The sequence below is a fragment of the Micromonospora sp. CA-263727 genome (genome assembly GCF_050942455.1).
Classification (GTDB): domain Bacteria; phylum Actinomycetota; class Actinomycetes; order Mycobacteriales; family Micromonosporaceae; genus Micromonospora.
The window spans coordinates 2,394,739-2,412,696 of record NZ_CP192031.1 but is presented as its reverse complement, the minus strand read 5'-3'; the positions used below and the strand labels follow the sequence as shown (position 1 = coordinate 2,412,696).

The following is a 17,958-nucleotide window of genomic DNA, read 5'->3' as shown; positions in this document are numbered from 1 at the left end:
CTCCCGGTCAGGCCAGCCCCACCCACTCCTGGTCGATCACCCGCCCGTCGGTCGCCTCGATCGCCGCTGCGTATACCTCCAGAACCCGGCGGGCAACCACGGGCCAGTCGAAATTTGCCACCACCTGGTCGCCGCAGGCGGTCAACTCCGCCCGCTGGGCCGGGTCGTCCAGCAGCGTCGCCAGGGTCGTACGCAGCGCCACCGGGTCACCGGTGGGGAAGAGTCGCCCGGCCCGGCCGCCGTCGAGCACCCGACGGAACGCGTCGAGGTCGCTGGCGACGACGGTGGTGCCCGCGGCCAACGCCTCGGTGAGGATCATGCCGAAGGACTCCCCACCCGTGTTCGGCGCGACGTAGAGGTGCACGCTGCTCAGCATGCGCGCCTTCTCCTCCTCGGGCACCAGGCCGAGGAAGGTCACCCGATCCCGAAGGTCGGGTGGAAACTGGTCGAACAGGTCGTCCGCGTCGCCGGGACCGGCGACCAGCAGGCGCAGCCCGGGGCGCTGCCGGGCCAGCTCCACGAAGGCGTCCCGCAGGATCGGGAAACCCTTCCGGGGTTCGGTGAAGCGGCCCAGGAAGCCGAGCGCGCCGCCGCTGCCCGGCGCGCACTCCCCGGGCCAGCCGAGCAGCGGCTCGACGCCGGCGAACTTGGCCACCGCCACCCCGTTGGGGATCTCCACCGCGCCGCCGTCCAGGTGCTCGACCTGCACCTTGCGGGCCAGGGCGCTGACCGCGATCCGCGCGGTGATCCGCTCCAGCACGATCTGGAGCACGCCCTGGGCGGCGGAGAGCACCCGGGATCGGGTCATCGCGGTGTGGAAGGTGGCCACCACCGGGCCCCGGGCGGAGAGCACGGCGAGCATGGAGAGGCTCAGCGCCAGCGGCTCGTGCACGTGCAGCACGTCGAAGTCGCCCCGGGTGATCCACCGGCGTACCCGGGCGGTGGAGACCGGCCCGAACGCGATCCGGGCCACCGAGCCGTTGTACGGCAGCGGCACCGACCGGCCGGCCGGCACCACGTACGGCGGCAGCGACGAGTCCTCGTCCGCCGGGGCGAGGACGCTCACCTCGTGGCCGAGCCCGATCAGCGCCTCCGCGAGGTCCATGACGTGGTTCTGCACTCCGCCGGGCACGTCGAAGGAGTACGGGCAGACGATGCCGATCCGCATTGCGCCCGTCCCCTCAGTCCAGCCACATCCGCTGCAACATGTGCCAGTCTTGCGGATGCCGGGCGATGCCCGCCGCGAGTCGGTCGGCGATCAGCTGGGTCAGCGACCGGACCCGGGTCTCCATCGTGCCCTCCCCGGGTCCGGGCACCGGCAGCGGGCCGTCGAGCGCGGCACATGGCGCATCCGGTTCGTACCACATCGACGCCACGTAGAGCGGCGCGCCGGTGCGCAGGGCGAGCAGGGCCGGGCCGGCCGGCATCCGGGTCCGTCCGCCGAAGAACTCCACCTCCACCCCGCGGGTGGACAGGTCCCGGTCGGCGAGGAGCGGCACCACCGCCCCGGCGGCGAGCCGGTCGGTCAGCACGTCGATCGCCGGGCGCTCGCCGCCGCTGGTGGGCAGGATCTCCATGCCCAGGCCCTGCCGGAAGGCGAGGAACCGTTCGTAGATGCCCTCCGGCTTGAGCCGCTCGGCGACGGTGGACAACGGCCAGCCGTTGGCCGCGACCCACGCTCCGGCCGCGTCCCAGTTCCCGCCGTGCGGCAGCGCCACCACCGCGCCGCGCCCGGCCGCCACGTCGGCGGCGAGCAGCTCGGCGCGCCCCAGCCGGAACCCGGCGAGGAGCTGCTGGCGGCTCAGCGAGGGCAGCCGGAACGCCTCCAGCCAGTAGCGGGCGTACGAGCGCAGGCCCTGCCGGACCAGCTCGTCCAGCTCGGCCTCGGGCAGCTGCGGGCCGACCACCCGGCGCAGGTTGGACGCCAGCCGGGTGGCGCCGGGGCCGCGGCGACGGTACGCGCGGTCGGCCCCAACGTTGAACGCCGCGGCGGCGACCGGGCGGGGCAGCGCGCGGATCAACCGCCAGCCGGCGGCGAGGCCGAGTTCGGTGACGTTCACCGTCGCACGCCTCCCGCCAGTGTGCCGCTCACCCGTTGCCGCCGGGGGCACCGACCTGCTGGGCCTGCCGGTACACGTGCCGCATCCGCTGCCCCACGGTGAACAGCGACACCGCCGCGAGCAGCCACAGCGCGACCGGCAGCGCACTGGTGACGCCGAGCCCGGTGAGCAGGCCGCCGACCCCGACGATCAGCAGCCGCTCGGTGCGCTCGGCGATGCCGACGTTGCCGTCCATCCCGAGCCCTTCGGCGCGGGCCTTGACGTACGACACGAGCCCACCGGCGGCGAGGCAGATCAGCGCGGCGGCCACGCCCGCGCGGTCGCCCTCGCCGGCCAGGTAGAAGGCGACCGCGCCGAACACCGCGCTGTCGGCGACCCGGTCCATGCTGGAGTCGAGGAACGCGCCGAATCGGGTGGAGCCGCCGCTCATCCGGGCCATCGTCCCGTCGAGCAGATCGGTGAGCGCGAAGACCGTCACGATCAGCGCCCCGGCCACCAGGTGGCCGCGGGCGCCGAAGCCGAGCGCGCCGACGAGCACCCCGAGGGTGCCCGCGACGGTGACCGCGTTGGGGGACACGCCCGCGCGCAGCAGGCGGCGGGCGATCGGCTCCACGACGCGGGTCATCCCCGCGCGGGCCGACACTTGGAAGATCTTCGCCATGGCTGTCCCACGATAACGGTCGGCTCCGCCCCGCCGACACTGCCGGTCTGACCTGGGAGGGTTGTGCCGGTCCCGGCATCGGGTGTGAGATCGAGCCGGGAGGGTGAGCCGGATCACCCGACCGCCCGTTGACTGCCCGGTCCGGAGCGATCCACCGGAGGATATCGCCGCAGTACCCGTCCGGGCCGCATCCCCGTCGCGCGCGGCGGTCGCCACCCACCACCACCGGCTTAGGGAGGTGCGCCCGATGGCGCAGAGGAGTCAGGACAAGGGGGCCGCCGCCGGAGTGCCGGCGGTCACCGATCCCGCGCGGATCCGCAACGTGGTGCTCGTCGGGCATTCCGGGGCGGGCAAGACGACCCTGGTCGAGGCGCTGCTCGCGGCGAGCGGAACGATCTCCCGGGCCGGTTCGGTCGCCGACGGGAACACCGTCTGCGACCACGATCCGGCGGCCGTACGCCAACAGCGTTCGGTGGCGCTGGCCTGCGCGCCGCTGCTGCACGACGGCGTCAAGGTCAACCTGCTGGACAGCCCCGGCTACGCCGATTTCGTCGGCGAGCTGCGCGCCGGCCTGCGCGCCGCCGACGCCGCGCTCTTCGTGGTCTCCGCCGTCGACGGGATGGACGCCGCCACCGCGGCGCTGTGGGAGGAGTGCGCCGCGGTCGACATGCCCCGGGCGGTCGCGGTCTCCCGGCTGGACCATCCGCGCGCCGACTTCGACGAGGCGGTGGCGCTCTGCCAGCGGGTCTTCGGCGACAACGTGCTCCCGCTGCACCTGCCGATGCTCGGCGACGACGGGGTCTCCACCGTCGGCCTGCTGGGGCTGATCACCCGGCGGGTCTTCGACTACACCGACGGCCTGCCGCCGCAGGTTCGCGAGCCGGACCCGGAGCACCTGCCGGCCATCGTCGAGTCCCGCAACGAGCTGATCGAGGGGATCATCGCCGAGAGCGAGGACGAGACCCTGATGGACCGGTACCTCGGTGGCGAGGAGATCGACGCCGGCATCCTGGTCGAGGACCTCGAAAAGGCCGTCGCCCGGGGCCACTTCTACCCGGTGGTGCCGGTCTGCGCGGCGACCGGCGTCGGGCTGGACGCGCTGCTGGAGGTGCTCACCGCGGGCTTCCCGGCGCCGCCGGAGCACGCGCTGCCCGCGGTCACCGGGGTGGACGGCTCGCCCCGCCCGCCGCTGACCTGCGACCCGGCCGGCCCCCTGGTCGCCGAGGTGGTCAAGACCACCATCGACCGGCACGTCGGGCGGGTCTGCGTGGTCCGGGTCTTCTCCGGCACGCTGCACCCCGAGCAGACGGTGCACGTCTCCGGGCACGGCCTGGTCGAACGCGGCCACCCCGACCACGACGCCGACGAGCGGATCGCCCATCTCTACAGCCCGCTGGGGGCGACCCTGCGGGAGGTCGGGATGGTCGTGGCCGGCGACATCTGCGCGATCACCAAGTCCGGCAGCGCGGAGACCGGCGACACCATCTCCGCCAAGGACGACCCGCTGCTGATCGCCCCGTGGGAGATGCCCGAGCCGCTGCTGCCGGTGGCCGTCGTGGCCAGGTCCCGCTCGGACGAGGACGCCCTGGCCCGCAACCTGGCCCGGCTGGTGACCGGCGATCCGACGATGCGGCTGGAACGCAACCCGGAGACCCACCAGCTGGTGCTCTGGTGCATGGGCGAGGCGCACGCCGACGTGGTCCTCGACCGGCTGCGCGCCGGCGGGGTCGAGCTGGACACCGAGCCGGTGCAGGTGGCGCTGCGGGAGACGCTGACCGCGCCGGCGCGCGGGCACGGCCGGCACGTCAAGCAGTCCGGCGGGCACGGCCAGTACGCCGTCTGCGACATCGAGGTGGAACCGCTGCCGCGCGGCGCCGGCTTCGAGTTCGTCGACCGGGTGGTCGGCGGCGCGGTCCCGCACAACTACATCCCGTCGGTGGAGAAGGGGGTACGCGCCCAGATGGAGCGCGGCCTGGTCGCCGGCCACCCGGTGGTGGACCTGCGGGTGACCCTGGTCGACGGCAAGGCGCACAGCGTGGACTCCTCCGACGCCGCGTTCCAGACCGCCGGCGCGCTGGCCCTGCGCGCCGCCGCCGACTTCGGGCAGCCGGCGCTGCTGGAGCCGATCGACGAGGTGGCCATCCGGGTGCCCGACGGCAACGTGGGCACCGTGATGGGCGACCTCTCCGGCCGGCGCGGCCGGGTGCTCGGCACCGAACCGGACCCGGACGCGGAGGGACGCACCCTGGTCCGCGCCGAGGTGCCCGCCACGGAGCTGCTGCGCTACGCCGTCGAGTTGCGCGCGATGACCGCGGGCGCCGGCACCTTCCGCCGGCACTTCGTCCGCTACGACCCGATGCCCGCCCACCTCGCCGACCAGCTCCGCAAGGAACACCACAGCTGAGGTCAGGGGCGGGCGGTGGGAAGCATGGGGCTGGGCCAGTAGGGGCGGTCGGCCTCCTGGAGCGCGGCGGCGCGCAGCGCGGCCAGCTGCCGTTCGACCTCGGCGAAGTGGTCGGGGGTGAGGGGCCCCCAGGCCAGCGCGGCGGCGTTCTCCTCGACCTGGGCGACGCTGCGGCAGCCCGGGATCGGAATCGTGCGGTCGCTGCGGGCCCAGATCCAGCCCAGGGCGCCCTGGGCCAGGGTGCGCCCGTCGGCGGTCAGCGCCGCCCGCACCGCGTGCACCCGACGCAGCCACTCCGGTGCGGGTCGCCCGCCCCGGAACCACTCCAGCCAGCCCGAGGTCATGCCCCGCACGTCGTCGTGCGGCAGCCTCGACTCCGGGTGGTACTTCCCGGTGAGCAGCCCCATGCCCAGCGGTCCACAGCTGATGCTGGCCAGGTCGTACTTGGCGCAGATGTCGAGCAGGTCGGGGGCGTCACGCAGCACCGAGAGGCTGTGCTGCACGGTGGCGGCGTGCGGGGCGTCCTGCCCGAAGGCGGTGGCCCGGTCGGCCCGGTCGGTGCTCCAGCCGTACGCCCGGATCAGGCCGTCGGCCACCAGCTCCTCGAGGGCGCCGATCAGGGCCTGTGCCCGGGCCACCGGCAGGTCGGCCAGGTGCAGCTGGTAGAGGTCGATCCAATCGGTGTCGAGGCGGCGCAGCGAGTCCTGCACGGCCCGCCGCAGGTAGGCCGGTGAGGCGTCGGTCCCGGTGGCCTGTCGGCTCCGCTCGTCAAAGGTGTGCCCCCACTTGGTGGCGACGACCGCCTCGTCCCGCCGCCCCGCCAGGGCCCGGCCGAGGAGCCGCTCGCCGTGCCCGGCCCCGTAGGTGTCGGCGGTGTCGAAGAGCGTCACACCGAGGTCGAGGGCCCGACGGATCGCCCGCGTCGACTCCTCGTCGTCGACCGGGCCCCAGCCCAGCGGTGTTCGTCCCTCGGCCCACGGACCGGCGATCGCCCAGCAGCCCATGCCCAGGGCGCTGACCTCGATGCCGCTGCGGCCCAGTGTCCGCGTCGACTCCACCATCGGCGCATCGTGCCATCTTCCGGACACCGTTTGACATACGTCCACCACGGTCATCCGTACGGGTGACCGGGCTTCCCGGATCAGCCCGGATCGCCCCGGATCCGCCCGTGCCCGGACCCGACGCGAACGACCTGCGGGTCGTCCCGGGATCCCCTTCCGCATCGCCTCCTCTGCGCTGCTTACCGATACGTATCGACTCCGTTCCGTAACCGATATGCGTGGGGGTAAGCAGCGCAAAGGATCCCGCGGCGGTGGATGGATGGCTCGCGCCCCGGCCGCACGCGGGCGGAGGGGAGGAGAGGAGAGGCGGGCGGCGGGTAGGTCAGGAGGGCCAGGCGCGGAGGAGCAGGTCGCGGGTGTCGCCGAGCAGCTGCGGCAGGACCTTGGTGCGCCCGATCACCGGCATGAAGTTGGCGTCGCCGCCCCACCGGGGCACCACGTGCTGGTGCAGGTGGGCGGCGATGCCGGCGCCGGCCACCCCACCCTGGTTCATGCCCAGGTTGAAGCCGTGCGCGTTGCTGACCTTACGGATCACCCGCATCGCGGTCTGGGTGAACGACGCCAGCTCGACCGTCTCCGGCCCGTCCAGGTCGGTGTAGTCGGCCACGTGCCGGTACGGGCAGACCAGCAGGTGGCCCGGGTTGTACGGGTACAGGTTGAGCACCACGAAGACGTGCTCACCCCGCGCCACCACCAGGCTCTCCTCCGACGGTCGGCCCGGAGCCAGGCAGAACGGGCAACCGGAGATCTTCTCGTAGCCGCCCTCGGGCCGGTCCTCTCCGGAGATGTACGGCATCCGGTGCGGCGTCCAGAGCCGGTCCAGCCCGTCGGCCATGTCCCTGTCGGTGTGCTGCTCCGCCCCAGTCACATCGGCGATCCTACGTACCCCGCGGCGAGGGCTCGCCACCCGCACCACGGGCTGCGCCGGCCCGACACAGAACGATGACGCCCGCTTGCAGAAGCCATCACGCCTTTCTTGACTCTTGCATCGACATCGGCAAAACTTTCGTCCCACCTTGCTTCGATGATCGTCGATTGGAGTCGCCATGCAACGACGTACCCGCTGGCACCGTCTGGGGCGGGCCCTCGCGGCCTGCGCGATGGCCGCGGCAGCGAGCCTGGCAACGGTGCTCGCCACCGGCACCGCCGCCCAGGCCGACGGCTGCTACACCTGGGGCCGCATCCTCTCCTCCGGCATGACCGGCGAGGACGTACGCCAGTTACAGATCCGCGTCTCCGGCTACCCCGGCTACGGCGCGGTACTCGGCCTCGACGGCAGCTACGGTCCGGCGACCCGGGACGCGGTGATTCGTTTCCAGCAGGCGTACGGCCTGGCCGCCGACGGGGTGGCCGGCCCGCAGACGTTCAACCAGATCTACGCGCTCCAGGACGACGACTGCACGCCGGTCAACTTCAGCTACGCCGAGTGGAACCGCTGCAACGGCGACTGGTCCGGCGGGGCGGTCGCGGCGAGCACCGCCCGGTTCAACGCACTGGTCTCGATGTGGAAGCTCCAGGCCATGCGGCGGGCGCTGGGCAACGTGCCGCTCTACATCAGCAGCGGTTTCCGCAGCTACGCCTGCAACAACGCGGTCGGCGGGGCGGCCAGCAGCCGGCACCTCTACGGCGACGGCGTCGACCTGACCGGGTCGCCCTCGTTCTGCCGACTCGCCCAGCAGGCCCGCAACCACGGCTTCAGCAACATCCTCGGCCCCGGCTACCCGGGCCACAACGACCACACCCACCTGGGCGCCTCGCCCAGCCGCTCCTGGTCGGCGCCGAGCTGCGGGATCTGACGACCGGGCACACCCACCGGTGGTGGCGCCCGCAGCTGGCGGGCGCCACCACCCTGGCCGGTCAGGCGGCCGAGGGGCCGGTGTTGGTGCGGGCGGAGACCACGTCGAGGACGTGCGCGACCGCCTCGGCGAGCGGCACCCCGTTGCGCTGGGAGCCGTCCCGGTAGCGGAACGAGACCGTGCCGGCGGCCACGTCGTCGTCCCCGGCGATCACCATGAACGGGATCTTCTGCTGCTGCGCGTTACGGATCTTCTTCTGCATCCGCTCGTCACCGGCGTCGACCTGGGCACGGATGCCCTCGGCGCGCAGCGCGGCGACGAAGCCGTGCAGGTAGTCGGCGTGCTCCTCGCGGATCGGGATGCCGACCACCTGCACCGGGGCCAGCCAGGCCGGGAACGCCCCGGCATAGTGCTCGATCAGCACCCCGAAGAACCGCTCGATCGAACCGAACAGCGCCCGGTGGATCATCACCGGCCGTTGCCGGGTGCCATCCGCGGCCTGGAACTCCAGGCCGAAGCGCTCCGGCAGGTTGAAGTCGACCTGGATGGTGGACATCTGCCAGGTCCGGCCGATGGCGTCCTTGGCCTGCACGGAGATCTTCGGGCCGTAGAAGGCCGCCCCGCCCGGATCGGGCACGAGTTGCAGGCCGGACTCCTCGGCGGCCGAGCGCAGCGCCTCGGTGGCCCGCTCCCAGTTCTCGTCGGTGCCGACCGACTTCTCCGGGTTGCGGGTGGACAGCTCCAGATAGAAGTCGTCCAGACCGTAGTCGCGCAGCAGGTCGAGCACGAAGGCGAGCAGCGACTTCAGTTCCGCCGCCATCTGCTCCTCGGTGCAGAAGATGTGCGCGTCGTCCTGGGTCATGCCCCGGACCCGGGTCAGGCCGTGCACCACACCGGACTTCTCGTACCGGTAGACCGTGCCGAACTCGAACATCCGCAGCGGCAGCTCCCGGTAGGAACGACCGCGGGAGCGGAAGATCAGGTCGTGCATAGGGCAGTTCATCGGCTTGAGGTAGTAGTTCGCGCCCTCCACCTCCATGGGCGGGAACATCCCGTCGGCGTACCAGTCGAGGTGCCCGGAGACCTCGTACAGGTGGCCCTTGGTGATGTGCGGGGTGTTGACGAACTCGTACCCGGCCTGCTCGTGCTTGATCCGCGAGTAGTTCTCCATCTCGCGGCGGATGATGCCGCCCTTGGGGTGGAAGACCGCCAGGCCGGAGCCGAGTTCGTCGGGAAAGCTGAACAGGTCGAGGTCCGCGCCGAGCTTGCGGTGGTCGCGCCGGGCCGCCTCCTCCAGCAGCTTCAGGTACGCCTTGAGCGCGTCCCGGGTCGGCCACGCGGTGCCGTACACCCGCTGTAGCTGCGGGTTCTTCTCACTCCCCCGCCAGTACGCGGCGGCCGAGCGCATCAGCTTGAACGCGCCGATCAGCCGGGTGTTCGGCAGGTGCGGACCGCGGCACAGGTCCGACCAGCAGACCTTCTCCTCGTCGGCGGCGAGGTTGTCGTAGATGGTCAGCTCGCCCCCGCCGACCTCCATCACCTCGGAGGAGTCCAGCCCCTCGCCCTTGACGTCGATCAGCTCCAGCTTGAACGGCTCGGCGGCCAGCTCGGCCCTGGCCTCGTCCAGGCTGTCGTAGCGGCGGCGGCGGAACCGCTGCCCGGACTTGATGATCTCCTGCATCCGCTTCTCGAGCCGGGCCAGGTCGTCGGGCTGGAACGGCTTGTCGACCGCGAAGTCGTAGTAGAAGCCGTTCTCGATCGGCGGGCCGATGCCCAGCTTGGCCTCCGGGAAGACGTCCTGCACGGCCTGGGCCAGCACGTGCGCCGTCGAGTGGCGCAGCACGTCCAGCCCGTCCGGCGAGTCGAGGGCGACCGGCTCGACGGCGGTCTCCTCGGCCGGCCGCCAGTCCAGGTCGCGCAGCGCGCCCTGCGGGTCGCGGACCACCACGATCGCCTTCGGGCCGCTGGTGGGCAGCCCGGCCGCGGCCACCGCGTCGGCCGCCGTCGTCCCGGCGGCGACGACGACGGGGTCGGCCACGGCGGGGGTACGGGGTGCGGACACGGGTGACTCCTCGCAGCAGATGTGATTGACGGTGCCGATGTCGGCTCACTGCGATGCTATCGGTCGCCCCGCCGGCCACCACCGCCGACACCGGCGGCCCGGAGACACGAGCCGTCGACACCGGCGGCCCGGCGGCCGGCGCGCCGTTGAACCTTTTCGGCCTGGGATCCGAACTACCGGGTGTGGCCGGAGCCGGTTCCGGTCGCGACGACACGGATGGGGACCCAAGATGGCGATGACGCGCGGCGGGAGCCGTCGACGCCGGGCCGGGACGGTGGCCGCCCTGGCCACGGCCATGATGCTGGTCTGGCCTGCTGCGGCGTGGGCCGACGGCGTGACCTTCACCCCGACCGAGGCCCAACAGGGCAACTCGGTGAAGATCGAGTTCGTGGTGCCCGACGAGCGCCCCGGCGTCCGGACCGAACGGATCGAGATCCGGATCCCGGCGGACCCGCCGATCGCCGAGGTGTATCCGCTGTCGGTGCCGGGATGGGCGCCGGCGATCACCACCCGCAAGCTGGACGCGCCGGTGGCCGGCATGCACGGCCCCGCCACCGATGTCGTGACCGCCGCGCTGACCTGGTCCCGGGCTTCGGGCCCGGCGGACGAGGGCCCGGCCCGGCTGGTGTTCTCGATGGCTCCGCTGCCGCAGACCGACCGGCTGACCTTCGAGTTGACCCAGACGTACGCCGACGGCCTCCAGGTGCACTGGGGTCCCGGCCCCGGCCAGCGCCCGCTGCCCGTGCTGACGCTGACGCCGGGCGACCCGGCGTACCCGGGCGCCCACGGTGGCCACGGCGCGGGGCCCGGCGGCGGTGCGCCGGCCGACGCCCCGCCGGCCCCGGCCGCGGGCGACAACGGCGCGAACGCCACCAGCCTGCTCGCCGCCGGCCTGGTGGCCGGCCTGGGCGGCGGGGCGGTGGTGGGCTGGTTGATCAGCCGACGCCGCCGCAGCGCCGAGGAGGTCGACCGCTCCGTGCTCGACGAGGAGCCCACCGCCGAGCAGCCGGCGCCCGCCGCCGACCAGCCGGGACGGGCGGCAGCCACCGACGACACGGCGGCCCCGGCCCGGAGCAGCGGCGAGGTCGTCGAGGCGAGCGCGCCGCGCTGACCGGCGCAGCCGCCGGGCAACAGGTCGCGGCGGGCAGCCCTGTGCGGCGGGCAGCCGGAGGGCGGAACGGGTTGCGGCGGGCAACCGGTGCGGCGGGTCCGTGGTCAGCCGGCCCAGGCGGGCAGCGGTTCCCGGGCCGACAGCCAGTCGGCGGGCACCCCGCCGACGGTGCCGACTCCGGTGTGGGCCGCGACCACCGCACCGGCGATGGCGGCGGTGGTGTCCACGTCCCCACCCGCCTCGACGCAGGCCCGCACGGCCGCCGGGTAGTCCGCCAGGTGCGTGGCGGCCACCCAGCAGGTGAAGGCGACGGTGTCCTGGGCGGTGACCCGGGCGCCGTTGCCGAGGGCGGCGACCACCTCGGGCAGCGGCCGGCCGAGTAGCCGGACCGCCCCGCGCACGCCCCGGTGCACCTCGGTCGCCGGGTCCAGCGCGGCGGCCACGCCGGCCAGCAGGCGGGCCGGGTCGGGGCGGCTCCCGTCCAGGCGGGCCCGGGCGGCCAGGGACGCGGCGACCGCCACCGCGACCGCCCCGGCGACCCCTTCCGGGTGGGCGTGGGTCACCTCGGCCGACGCCCGGGCCTGCGCGGTGGCCCGGCTGGTCGAGTCGGCGAAGTACGCGCCCAGCGGCCCGACCCGCATCGCCGCGCCGTTGCCGCAGGAGCCCTGCCCGTCGAAGGCGGAGGCGGCGGCCACCGGCCACGGCGTGCCGCTGCGGATCAGTCGCAGGATGCGCACCGCGCCGGGCCCGTAGCCCCGATACGGCTCGCAGCGCTCGGCGAAGGCGAGCGCCAGGGCGTCCCGGTCGATCCGGCCCGTGTCGGCCAGCGCCGCCAGCACCGAGCAGGCCATCTCGGTGTCGTCGGTCCACTGCCACGGGGGCGGGGGAAGCCGGCCGGCGGCCAGGTCGGCCGGCTTCCGGCCGGGCACGAAGAACTGTGATCCGAGGGCGTCACCGACCGACAGGCCGGCGAGGCTGTCCCGGGCCAGGGCCAGGCGGGTGTCCGGATAGAGGGTGAACGTCATCGTCGTACCAGCTTGGCGGGTTGCCGGGCGGGCCGCAATAACGCTGCGCCTGCCGCGGCGAGTACCGTGCTGGGGTGGCCACCGTCCTGCTGGTCGAAGACGATCACGTCGTACGCGGCGCGATGCTCCGCTCCCTCACCGACCGCGGCCACGCCGTGCACGCGGTGGGCACGGCGCTGGACGCGCTGCGCCGGGTCGCCGCGGAAAGTCCCGACCTGGTCGTGCTCGACCTCGGCCTGCCGGACCTGGACGGATCGGACGCCCTGCGGATGCTGCGCGGCATCACCGACGTGCCGATCATCATCGCCACCGCCCGCGACGACGAGCAGTCCGTGGTGAGGCTGCTGCGCGCCGGGGCCGACGACTACATGGTCAAGCCCTTCACCGGCGCGCACCTGGATGCCCGGATCACCACCGTGCTGCGCCGGGTGGGGCGGGCCAGCCGCGCCGTGCAGCCGGCGGTGCACAGCGTGGGCGGGCTGCGGATCGACGTCGGCGAGCGCAGCGCCCACCTCGACGGGGAGGCGTTGGCGCTGACCCGTAAGGAATTCGACCTGCTGGCGTATCTCGCCGCCCGTCCTGGCCGGGTAGTGTCCCGGCGGGAGCTCTTGGAGGAGGTATGGCGGCAGCCATCGGTCGGCGAGGATCAGACCATCGACGTTCACCTGTACTGGCTTCGCCGCAAAATGGGCGAGTCCGCGGCGAAGCCGCGCTACCTGCGCACCGTGCGGGGGGTGGGCTTTCGGCTGGTGGCGCCGGACTGAGACGGTCGCTGGCCCTGCTGACGGCCGGCACCGGCGCCCTGCTGGCGCTGGTCTTCCTGATCCCGCTCGGGCTGGTCCTGGGCGGGCAGGCCGGCGAGGAGGCGATCGCCGACGCGGCCCGCCGCAGTGCGCTGGTGACCGGGGCGCTCGCGGTGAGCACCGAGCCGGAGGTGGTGGCCCGCGCGATCGACGCCAGCGGCGACGACCCGGCGACCCGTCCGGTCGTGCACGGGCTGGACGTGGACGCCGCCGCCGGGCGGGCCGACGCGGCACAGCTGGACCGGGCCCGCTCCGAGGGGCGTTCCCTGGTCGTCGACGTCGACGGCGGGGTGCTGCGGCTGGACCCGGTGGTGCTCGGCGACCGGACGGCCGTGGTGGAGGTCTTCGTCCCCGATTCGGCGCTCGATGCGGGCGCCGGCAGCCGCTGGCTGCTGCTGACCGGGGTGGCCGTCGCCCTGGTGGGCGCGGCGGTGCTGGTGGTGGACCGGGTCGCGGCCCGCGCGGTGGACGCCACCCGGGGCCTGGTCAAGGCGGCGCTCGCGGTGGGCGACGGCGACCTGGGCGTACGCGTCGAGCCGAGCGGCCCGCGCGAGCTGGCCGAGGCCGGCCATGCCTTCAACCGGATGGCGGACCGGTTCGACGCGGCCCGCACCGAGGAGCGGGAGCTGGTGGCGGACCTGTCGCACCGGCTGCGGACCCCGCTGACCGTGCTCCGGCTGGACGCCGAGGCGCTGGAGTCGGACGACACCAGCGTGGGCTCGTTCAGCCAGGCGGAGCTGGACTACCGGCGCGGCATCCGGCGGATCCGGCAGGCGATCGTGACCCTGGAGGGTGAGATCGACGTGCTGATCAAGACCACCCGCAAGGCGGTGGCCACCGAGGCCGGCCCGGCGATGTGTGACGTGAGCGAGGTCGTCCGCGACCGGATGGTGTTCTGGGCGGCCCTCGCGGGCGACCAGAACCGCCCGCACCGGGTCTCCGGCGCCCAGCTTCGCATCCCCGCGCCGGTGCCCCGGGCCGAGTTGGCCGCCGCACTGGACGCGGTGATCGGCAACGTCTTCCGCTACACCCCGCAGGGCGCCGCGTTCGAGGTGGCGGTCTCCCGGCGCGACGGGTACGTGGCGATCCGGATCGACGACGCCGGCCCGGGCATCGCCGACCCGGACCGCGCCCTGCGTCGTGGCGCCAGCGACCAGGGCTCCACCGGCCTCGGGCTGGACATCGCCAAGCGGGTGGCGTTGCAGGCCAACGGTTCGGTCAGCATCGACCGGGCCCAGCTGGGCGGGGCCAGCGTGGTGATGCTGCTCGCCGACCCGGAGGCGACGCCGCGCCAGGTCAGCCGGTTCGGTCTGGTCGGCCGGATGGCCCGGGAGCAGAAGAGCAGCGGGCGTCGTTGGCCCCGGCAACGCCCCACGGAGAGCTGAGCGGCGACCGTTGCCGGCCGTGGCAGCGGGCAATGCGGCGGCCAGGGCGGGCTGTGCGGCGGCACAAGTCTTCCTTAGATCCACATTAACGCCGGCCCACCGGCCCGGTTCAGCTGCCAGGATCAGCTCCGAACCCAGCAGTTCCACCGGTCCTCCGCTCCCAGCGCACCGTGGCCGGTGGGGCAGTGCGCGCGGCGGGAGACACGGTCCCCCCACACCTCCTCCCGCCGCGCGCGACTCCGTACCGCCGCGGCCGCCGGCCGCCCACGGCGAGCGCGAGCCGGGACCGGGTTCCGGCCCACCCGCCCGGTCAGCCGGTCGTGGCCGCCAGATGGGCGTCGATCTCCGCGTTGATCCGTTGCTTTCCGGCGGGGTCGAGGAACGAGGCGGTAACCGCGTTGCGGGCCAGGTCGGCCACCTGCGCCGGGCCGGCGTTCAGCAGCCGGGCGGCCACCGCGTACTCCTCGTCGAGGGTGGTGCCGAACATCGGCGGGTCGTCGGAGTTGATGGTGACCAGCAGCCCGGCCTCGACCAGTCGGGGCAGCGGGTGCTCCTCGATGCGGGCCACCGCCCGGGTCCGCACGTTGGAGGTGGGGCACACCTCCACGCCGATCTGCCGTTGCGCGAGGTGTTCCAGCAGCCGCGGATCCTCGGCGGCGGAGATGCCGTGGCCGATCCGCTCGGCGCCCAGCTCACGCAGCGCGTCCCAGACGGTCTGCGGGCCGGTGGTCTCCCCGGCGTGCGGCACCGAGCGCAGCCCCGCCGCCCGGGCCTGGTCGAAGTAGGGCTTGAACTGGGGTCGGGGCACGCCGATCTCGGGGCCGCCCAGGCCGAAGCTGACCAGCCCGTCCGGGCGCTCGTCGAGGCTGATCCGCAGCGTCTCCTCGGCCGCCGGCAGGCCCGCCTCGCCGGGGATGTCGAAGCACCAGCGCAGCTCGATGCCGAAATCGGCGGCGGCCCGCTTGCGGGCGTCCTCGATCGCCTCGCAGAACGCCGGCGCCGGGATGCCGCGCTTGACGTGCGAGTACGGGGTCACCGTCAGCTCGGCGTAACGGACCTGCTGGCGGGCCAGCTCCCGGGCCACCTCGTGGGTGAGGATCCAGACATCCTCCTGGTCCCGGACGAGGTCGACGACGCTCAGGTAGACCTCGATGAAGTGGGCGAAATCCCGGAAGGCGAAGTAGTCGGCCAGCAACTGGGGGTCGGCCGGGACGGGGCTGCGCCCCTCGTGACGGGCGGCCAGCTCGGCCACGATCCGGGGCGAGGCGGAGCCGACGTGGTGCACGTGCAGCTCCACCTTGGGCAGTCCGGCGATGAAGGTGGGCAGATCGGTCACGAGCTCTCCTGGGCGCGGGCGCCGGTACGGGCGACGACGAAGATCCGTCGGAACGGGAAGTACACCTGCCCCTGCCGCACCGGGTACGCCTCGTCGAGGCGTACCCGCAGGGCGGCCCGGAAGGCGGACCAGCCGGCGGCGTCCAGCGCGGCCCGGACCGGGCGCAACGCGGTGCCCTCCAGCCAGGCCGACACGGGGTGCTCCGCGTCGGGACGGGCCGGTAGCAGGTGCACGTAGGTAGTCTCCCAGGCGTCGACGGCGCAACCGGCGGCGGCCAGGGAGCCGGCGTAGTCGACCGGGTCGCCGACCGGCGCTTCGCGTATCAGTGGGGCCAGCGTCGCGCGCCACGGCGGGCGCGCGGCGACCTCGCGCAGCGCGCGGTGCGAGGGGGCGTCGAAGTTGCCGGGCACCTGCATCGCCAGCCAGGCGCCGGCGGGCAGGGCACCGGCCCAGCGGGTGAGCAGCTCCCGGTGGCCGGGCACCCATTGCAGCACCGCGTTGCTGACCACCACGTCGGTGTGCGGGTCGGGGCGCCAGTCGCGTACGTCGGCCACGCCGAAGGTGACCGGGGCGTCCAGCGCGGCGGCACGCGCGATCATCTCGGGCGAGGAGTCCAGCCCGACGACCCGGCTGCCGGGCCAGCGGGCGGCGAGGGTGGCGGTCAGGGTGCCGGGGCCGCAGCCGAGGTCGACCACCGTACGCGGCCGGTCGGCGGCGACCCGGGCGAGCAGGTCGTGGAACGGTCGGGCGCGCTCGTCGCCGTAACGCAGGTACGTCGCCGGATCCCACATGACGCCTCCATTCCCCACCGCGCTGGCGAACCGCAGTTGCAAACCGTACGTACGTCTTCTTATTCTACGGCCCGCCACCGGCGCGGGCAACGAAGGTCACTAGGCTCACCGGCATGGAGCAACGCACCTTCCCCCGCATGGACCGGCAGACCGGCGTGGTCGGGCTCGGCGCCTGGCAGCTCGGCGCCGACTGGGGCACGGTCACCGAGGACGACGCCCTGGCGGTGTTGAGCGCCGCCGTCGAGGCCGGCATCACGTTCCTGGACACCGCCGACGTGTACGGCGATGGACGCAGCGAGCGGCTGATCGGGCGCTTCCTGGCGGCCCACCCGGACGCCGGACTGACGGTGGCGACCAAGATGGGCCGCCGCGTCCCACAGACGCCGGAGGCGTACACCCTGGACAACTTCCGCCAGTGGACGGACCGGTCGCGGGCGAACCTCGGGGTGGACACTCTGGACCTCGTGCAGCTGCACTGCCCGCCGACGGTGGTCTTCGCCGACGACGCGGTCTTCGACGCCCTCGACACGCTGGTCGCCGAGAAGCGCATCGCCGCCTACGGCGTCAGCGTGGAGACCTGCGACGAGGCGCTCACCGCGATCGCCCGTCCCGGGGTGGCCAGCGTCCAGATCATCCTCAACGCGCTGCGCCACAAGCCCCTCGACCGGGTGCTGCCGGCCGCCTCCGCCGCCGGCGTCGGCATCATCGCCCGCGTCCCGCTGGCCAGCGGCCTGCTCTCCGGCCGGTACGACGAGCAGACCACCTTCGCCGCCGACGACCACCGGTCGTACAACCGGCACGGTGCGGCGTTCGACATCGGCGAGACGTTCTCCGGCGTCGACTACGACCTCGGGCTGGCCGCCGTCCGTCGGCTCGCGCCGCTGGTCGGCGACGACCGGACGATGGCCCAGTTCGCGCTGCGCTGGGTGCTCGACCAGCCGGGGGTCACGGTGGTCATCCCCGGGGCGCGCGACGCGGCGCAGGCGCGGGGCAACGCCGCCGTCGCCGGCCAGCCGGCACTCACCACGCAGGAGCTTGCCGAGGTGACGGCGGTCTACGACGAACTGATCCGCGCACAGGTGCACGGCCGGTGGTGAACGGCGCGCCCGCCAGTGGGCCAGCGGGGAGGGAGACCGCGATGAGCGGCTGGTTCCGGCTCACCCTCGGCCTGCTGGCCGTGGTCGTCGGCGCGGTGTGGACGGTGCAGGGCCTCGGCTACGTCGAGGGCAGCGTGATGACCGACCAGCGGCTCTGGGCCCTGCTCGGCCTGGTGCTGGTGCTGGTCGGCCTGGCCCTGCTCTGGCTCGGCGTCCGGGCCCGCAACCAACGCTGAGCCGGGCCGCCCGGCACGGGACCGCGCACCGACGGGACGCGGAAAGCCCCGCGTCCTGTCGGAACGCGGGGCTTCACACCGAATCCGGGGGGACTGCCTCGCCGCTGGCCGGCAGCCGCCGACCGGTGAT

General features: G+C 73.9%; 16 protein-coding genes. 7 read left to right on the top strand and 9 right to left on the bottom strand.

Annotation, left to right across the window (positions count from 1 at the left end; all coding sequences use genetic code 11):
* Window positions 1–7: 7 nt before the first annotated feature.
* From ACQPYA_RS10965 to pgsA, 3 genes are read right to left on the bottom strand one after another with little or no spacing between them, the layout of a single operon-like run.
* Window positions 8–1,168: a glycosyltransferase family 4 protein gene (locus tag ACQPYA_RS10965; protein ID WP_433532501.1), complete on the bottom strand. Its 1,161-nt coding sequence runs from the start codon at window positions 1,166–1,168 to the stop codon at window positions 8–10.
* Between the two features lie 13 nt (window positions 1,169–1,181).
* On the bottom strand, window positions 1,182–2,060 hold the full coding sequence (locus ACQPYA_RS10960) for a phosphatidylinositol mannoside acyltransferase (RefSeq protein WP_433532500.1): 879 nt from the start codon (window positions 2,058–2,060) through the stop codon (window positions 1,182–1,184).
* Window positions 2,061–2,088: 28 nt separating this feature from the next.
* Window positions 2,089–2,721: a phosphatidylinositol phosphate synthase gene (pgsA, locus tag ACQPYA_RS10955; RefSeq protein WP_433532499.1), complete on the bottom strand. Its 633-nt coding sequence runs from the start codon at window positions 2,719–2,721 to the stop codon at window positions 2,089–2,091.
* Between the two features lie 247 nt (window positions 2,722–2,968).
* Here pgsA and ACQPYA_RS10950 point away from each other — a divergent pair, with 247 nt between their 5' ends.
* Window positions 2,969–5,125, top strand: coding sequence for an elongation factor G-like protein EF-G2 (locus ACQPYA_RS10950; RefSeq protein ID WP_433532498.1), 2,157 nt, complete (start codon window positions 2,969–2,971; stop codon window positions 5,123–5,125).
* A gap of 2 nt (window positions 5,126–5,127) precedes the next feature.
* On the opposite strand, the gene ACQPYA_RS10945 is transcribed toward ACQPYA_RS10950, so the two are convergent.
* Window positions 5,128–6,186: an aldo/keto reductase gene (locus tag ACQPYA_RS10945; RefSeq protein WP_433532497.1), complete on the bottom strand. Its 1,059-nt coding sequence runs from the start codon at window positions 6,184–6,186 to the stop codon at window positions 5,128–5,130.
* A 322-nt stretch (window positions 6,187–6,508) separates the two neighbouring features.
* Window positions 6,509–7,021, bottom strand: a complete 513-nt coding sequence (locus ACQPYA_RS10940; protein ID WP_433533464.1) for an HIT family protein — start codon at window positions 7,019–7,021, stop codon at window positions 6,509–6,511.
* A gap of 211 nt (window positions 7,022–7,232) precedes the next feature.
* Here ACQPYA_RS10940 and ACQPYA_RS10935 point away from each other — a divergent pair, with 211 nt between their 5' ends.
* On the top strand, window positions 7,233–7,982 hold the full coding sequence (locus ACQPYA_RS10935) for a D-Ala-D-Ala carboxypeptidase family metallohydrolase (RefSeq protein WP_433532496.1): 750 nt from the start codon (window positions 7,233–7,235) through the stop codon (window positions 7,980–7,982).
* Window positions 7,983–8,043: 61 nt separating this feature from the next.
* Here ACQPYA_RS10935 and thrS read toward each other — a convergent pair whose 3' ends face one another.
* A complete protein-coding gene (gene thrS / locus ACQPYA_RS10930; RefSeq protein WP_433532495.1) occupies window positions 8,044–10,044 on the bottom strand; it encodes a threonine--tRNA ligase in 2,001 nt (666 codons plus the stop codon).
* A 229-nt stretch (window positions 10,045–10,273) separates the two neighbouring features.
* Here thrS and ACQPYA_RS10925 point away from each other — a divergent pair, with 229 nt between their 5' ends.
* Window positions 10,274–11,155 carry a DUF1775 domain-containing protein gene (locus tag ACQPYA_RS10925; RefSeq protein WP_433532494.1) on the top strand — a complete coding sequence of 294 codons (882 nt, stop codon included), beginning with the start codon at window positions 10,274–10,276 and terminating at the stop codon, window positions 11,153–11,155.
* A gap of 104 nt (window positions 11,156–11,259) precedes the next feature.
* On the opposite strand, the gene ACQPYA_RS10920 is transcribed toward ACQPYA_RS10925, so the two are convergent.
* On the bottom strand, window positions 11,260–12,180 hold the full coding sequence (locus ACQPYA_RS10920; RefSeq protein ID WP_433532493.1) for an ADP-ribosylglycohydrolase family protein: 921 nt from the start codon (window positions 12,178–12,180) through the stop codon (window positions 11,260–11,262).
* Between the two features lie 74 nt (window positions 12,181–12,254).
* Here ACQPYA_RS10920 and ACQPYA_RS10915 point away from each other — a divergent pair, with 74 nt between their 5' ends.
* The gene (locus ACQPYA_RS10915) at window positions 12,255–12,944 is read left to right on the top strand and encodes a response regulator transcription factor (protein WP_433532492.1); all 690 of its coding nucleotides are present in this window, start codon (window positions 12,255–12,257) and stop codon (window positions 12,942–12,944) included.
* Between the two features lie 17 nt (window positions 12,945–12,961).
* A complete protein-coding gene (locus ACQPYA_RS10910) occupies window positions 12,962–14,368 on the top strand; it encodes a HAMP domain-containing sensor histidine kinase (protein WP_433533463.1) in 1,407 nt (468 codons plus the stop codon).
* Between the two features lie 310 nt (window positions 14,369–14,678).
* On the opposite strand, the gene ACQPYA_RS10905 is transcribed toward ACQPYA_RS10910, so the two are convergent.
* Both ACQPYA_RS10905 and ACQPYA_RS10900 read right to left on the bottom strand, forming a co-directional pair.
* Window positions 14,679–15,704, bottom strand: coding sequence for an adenosine deaminase (locus ACQPYA_RS10905; protein ID WP_433532491.1), 1,026 nt, complete (start codon window positions 15,702–15,704; stop codon window positions 14,679–14,681).
* Window positions 15,701–16,495, bottom strand: a complete 795-nt coding sequence (locus ACQPYA_RS10900; RefSeq protein ID WP_433532490.1) for a trans-aconitate 2-methyltransferase — start codon at window positions 16,493–16,495, stop codon at window positions 15,701–15,703. Before ACQPYA_RS10900 ends, ACQPYA_RS10905 begins: the two co-directional genes overlap by 4 nt.
* 113 nt (window positions 16,496–16,608) lie before the next feature.
* Between ACQPYA_RS10900 and ACQPYA_RS10895 the strand changes: the two genes are divergently transcribed.
* Both ACQPYA_RS10895 and ACQPYA_RS10890 read left to right on the top strand, forming a co-directional pair.
* Window positions 16,609–17,592, top strand: a complete 984-nt coding sequence (locus ACQPYA_RS10895) for an aldo/keto reductase (protein WP_433532489.1) — start codon at window positions 16,609–16,611, stop codon at window positions 17,590–17,592.
* A complete protein-coding gene (locus tag ACQPYA_RS10890; protein ID WP_433532488.1) occupies window positions 17,586–17,828 on the top strand; it encodes a hypothetical protein in 243 nt (80 codons plus the stop codon). The genes ACQPYA_RS10895 and ACQPYA_RS10890 overlap by 7 nt, the downstream gene beginning before the upstream one ends.
* The last annotated feature ends 130 nt before the right edge of the window (window positions 17,829–17,958 follow it).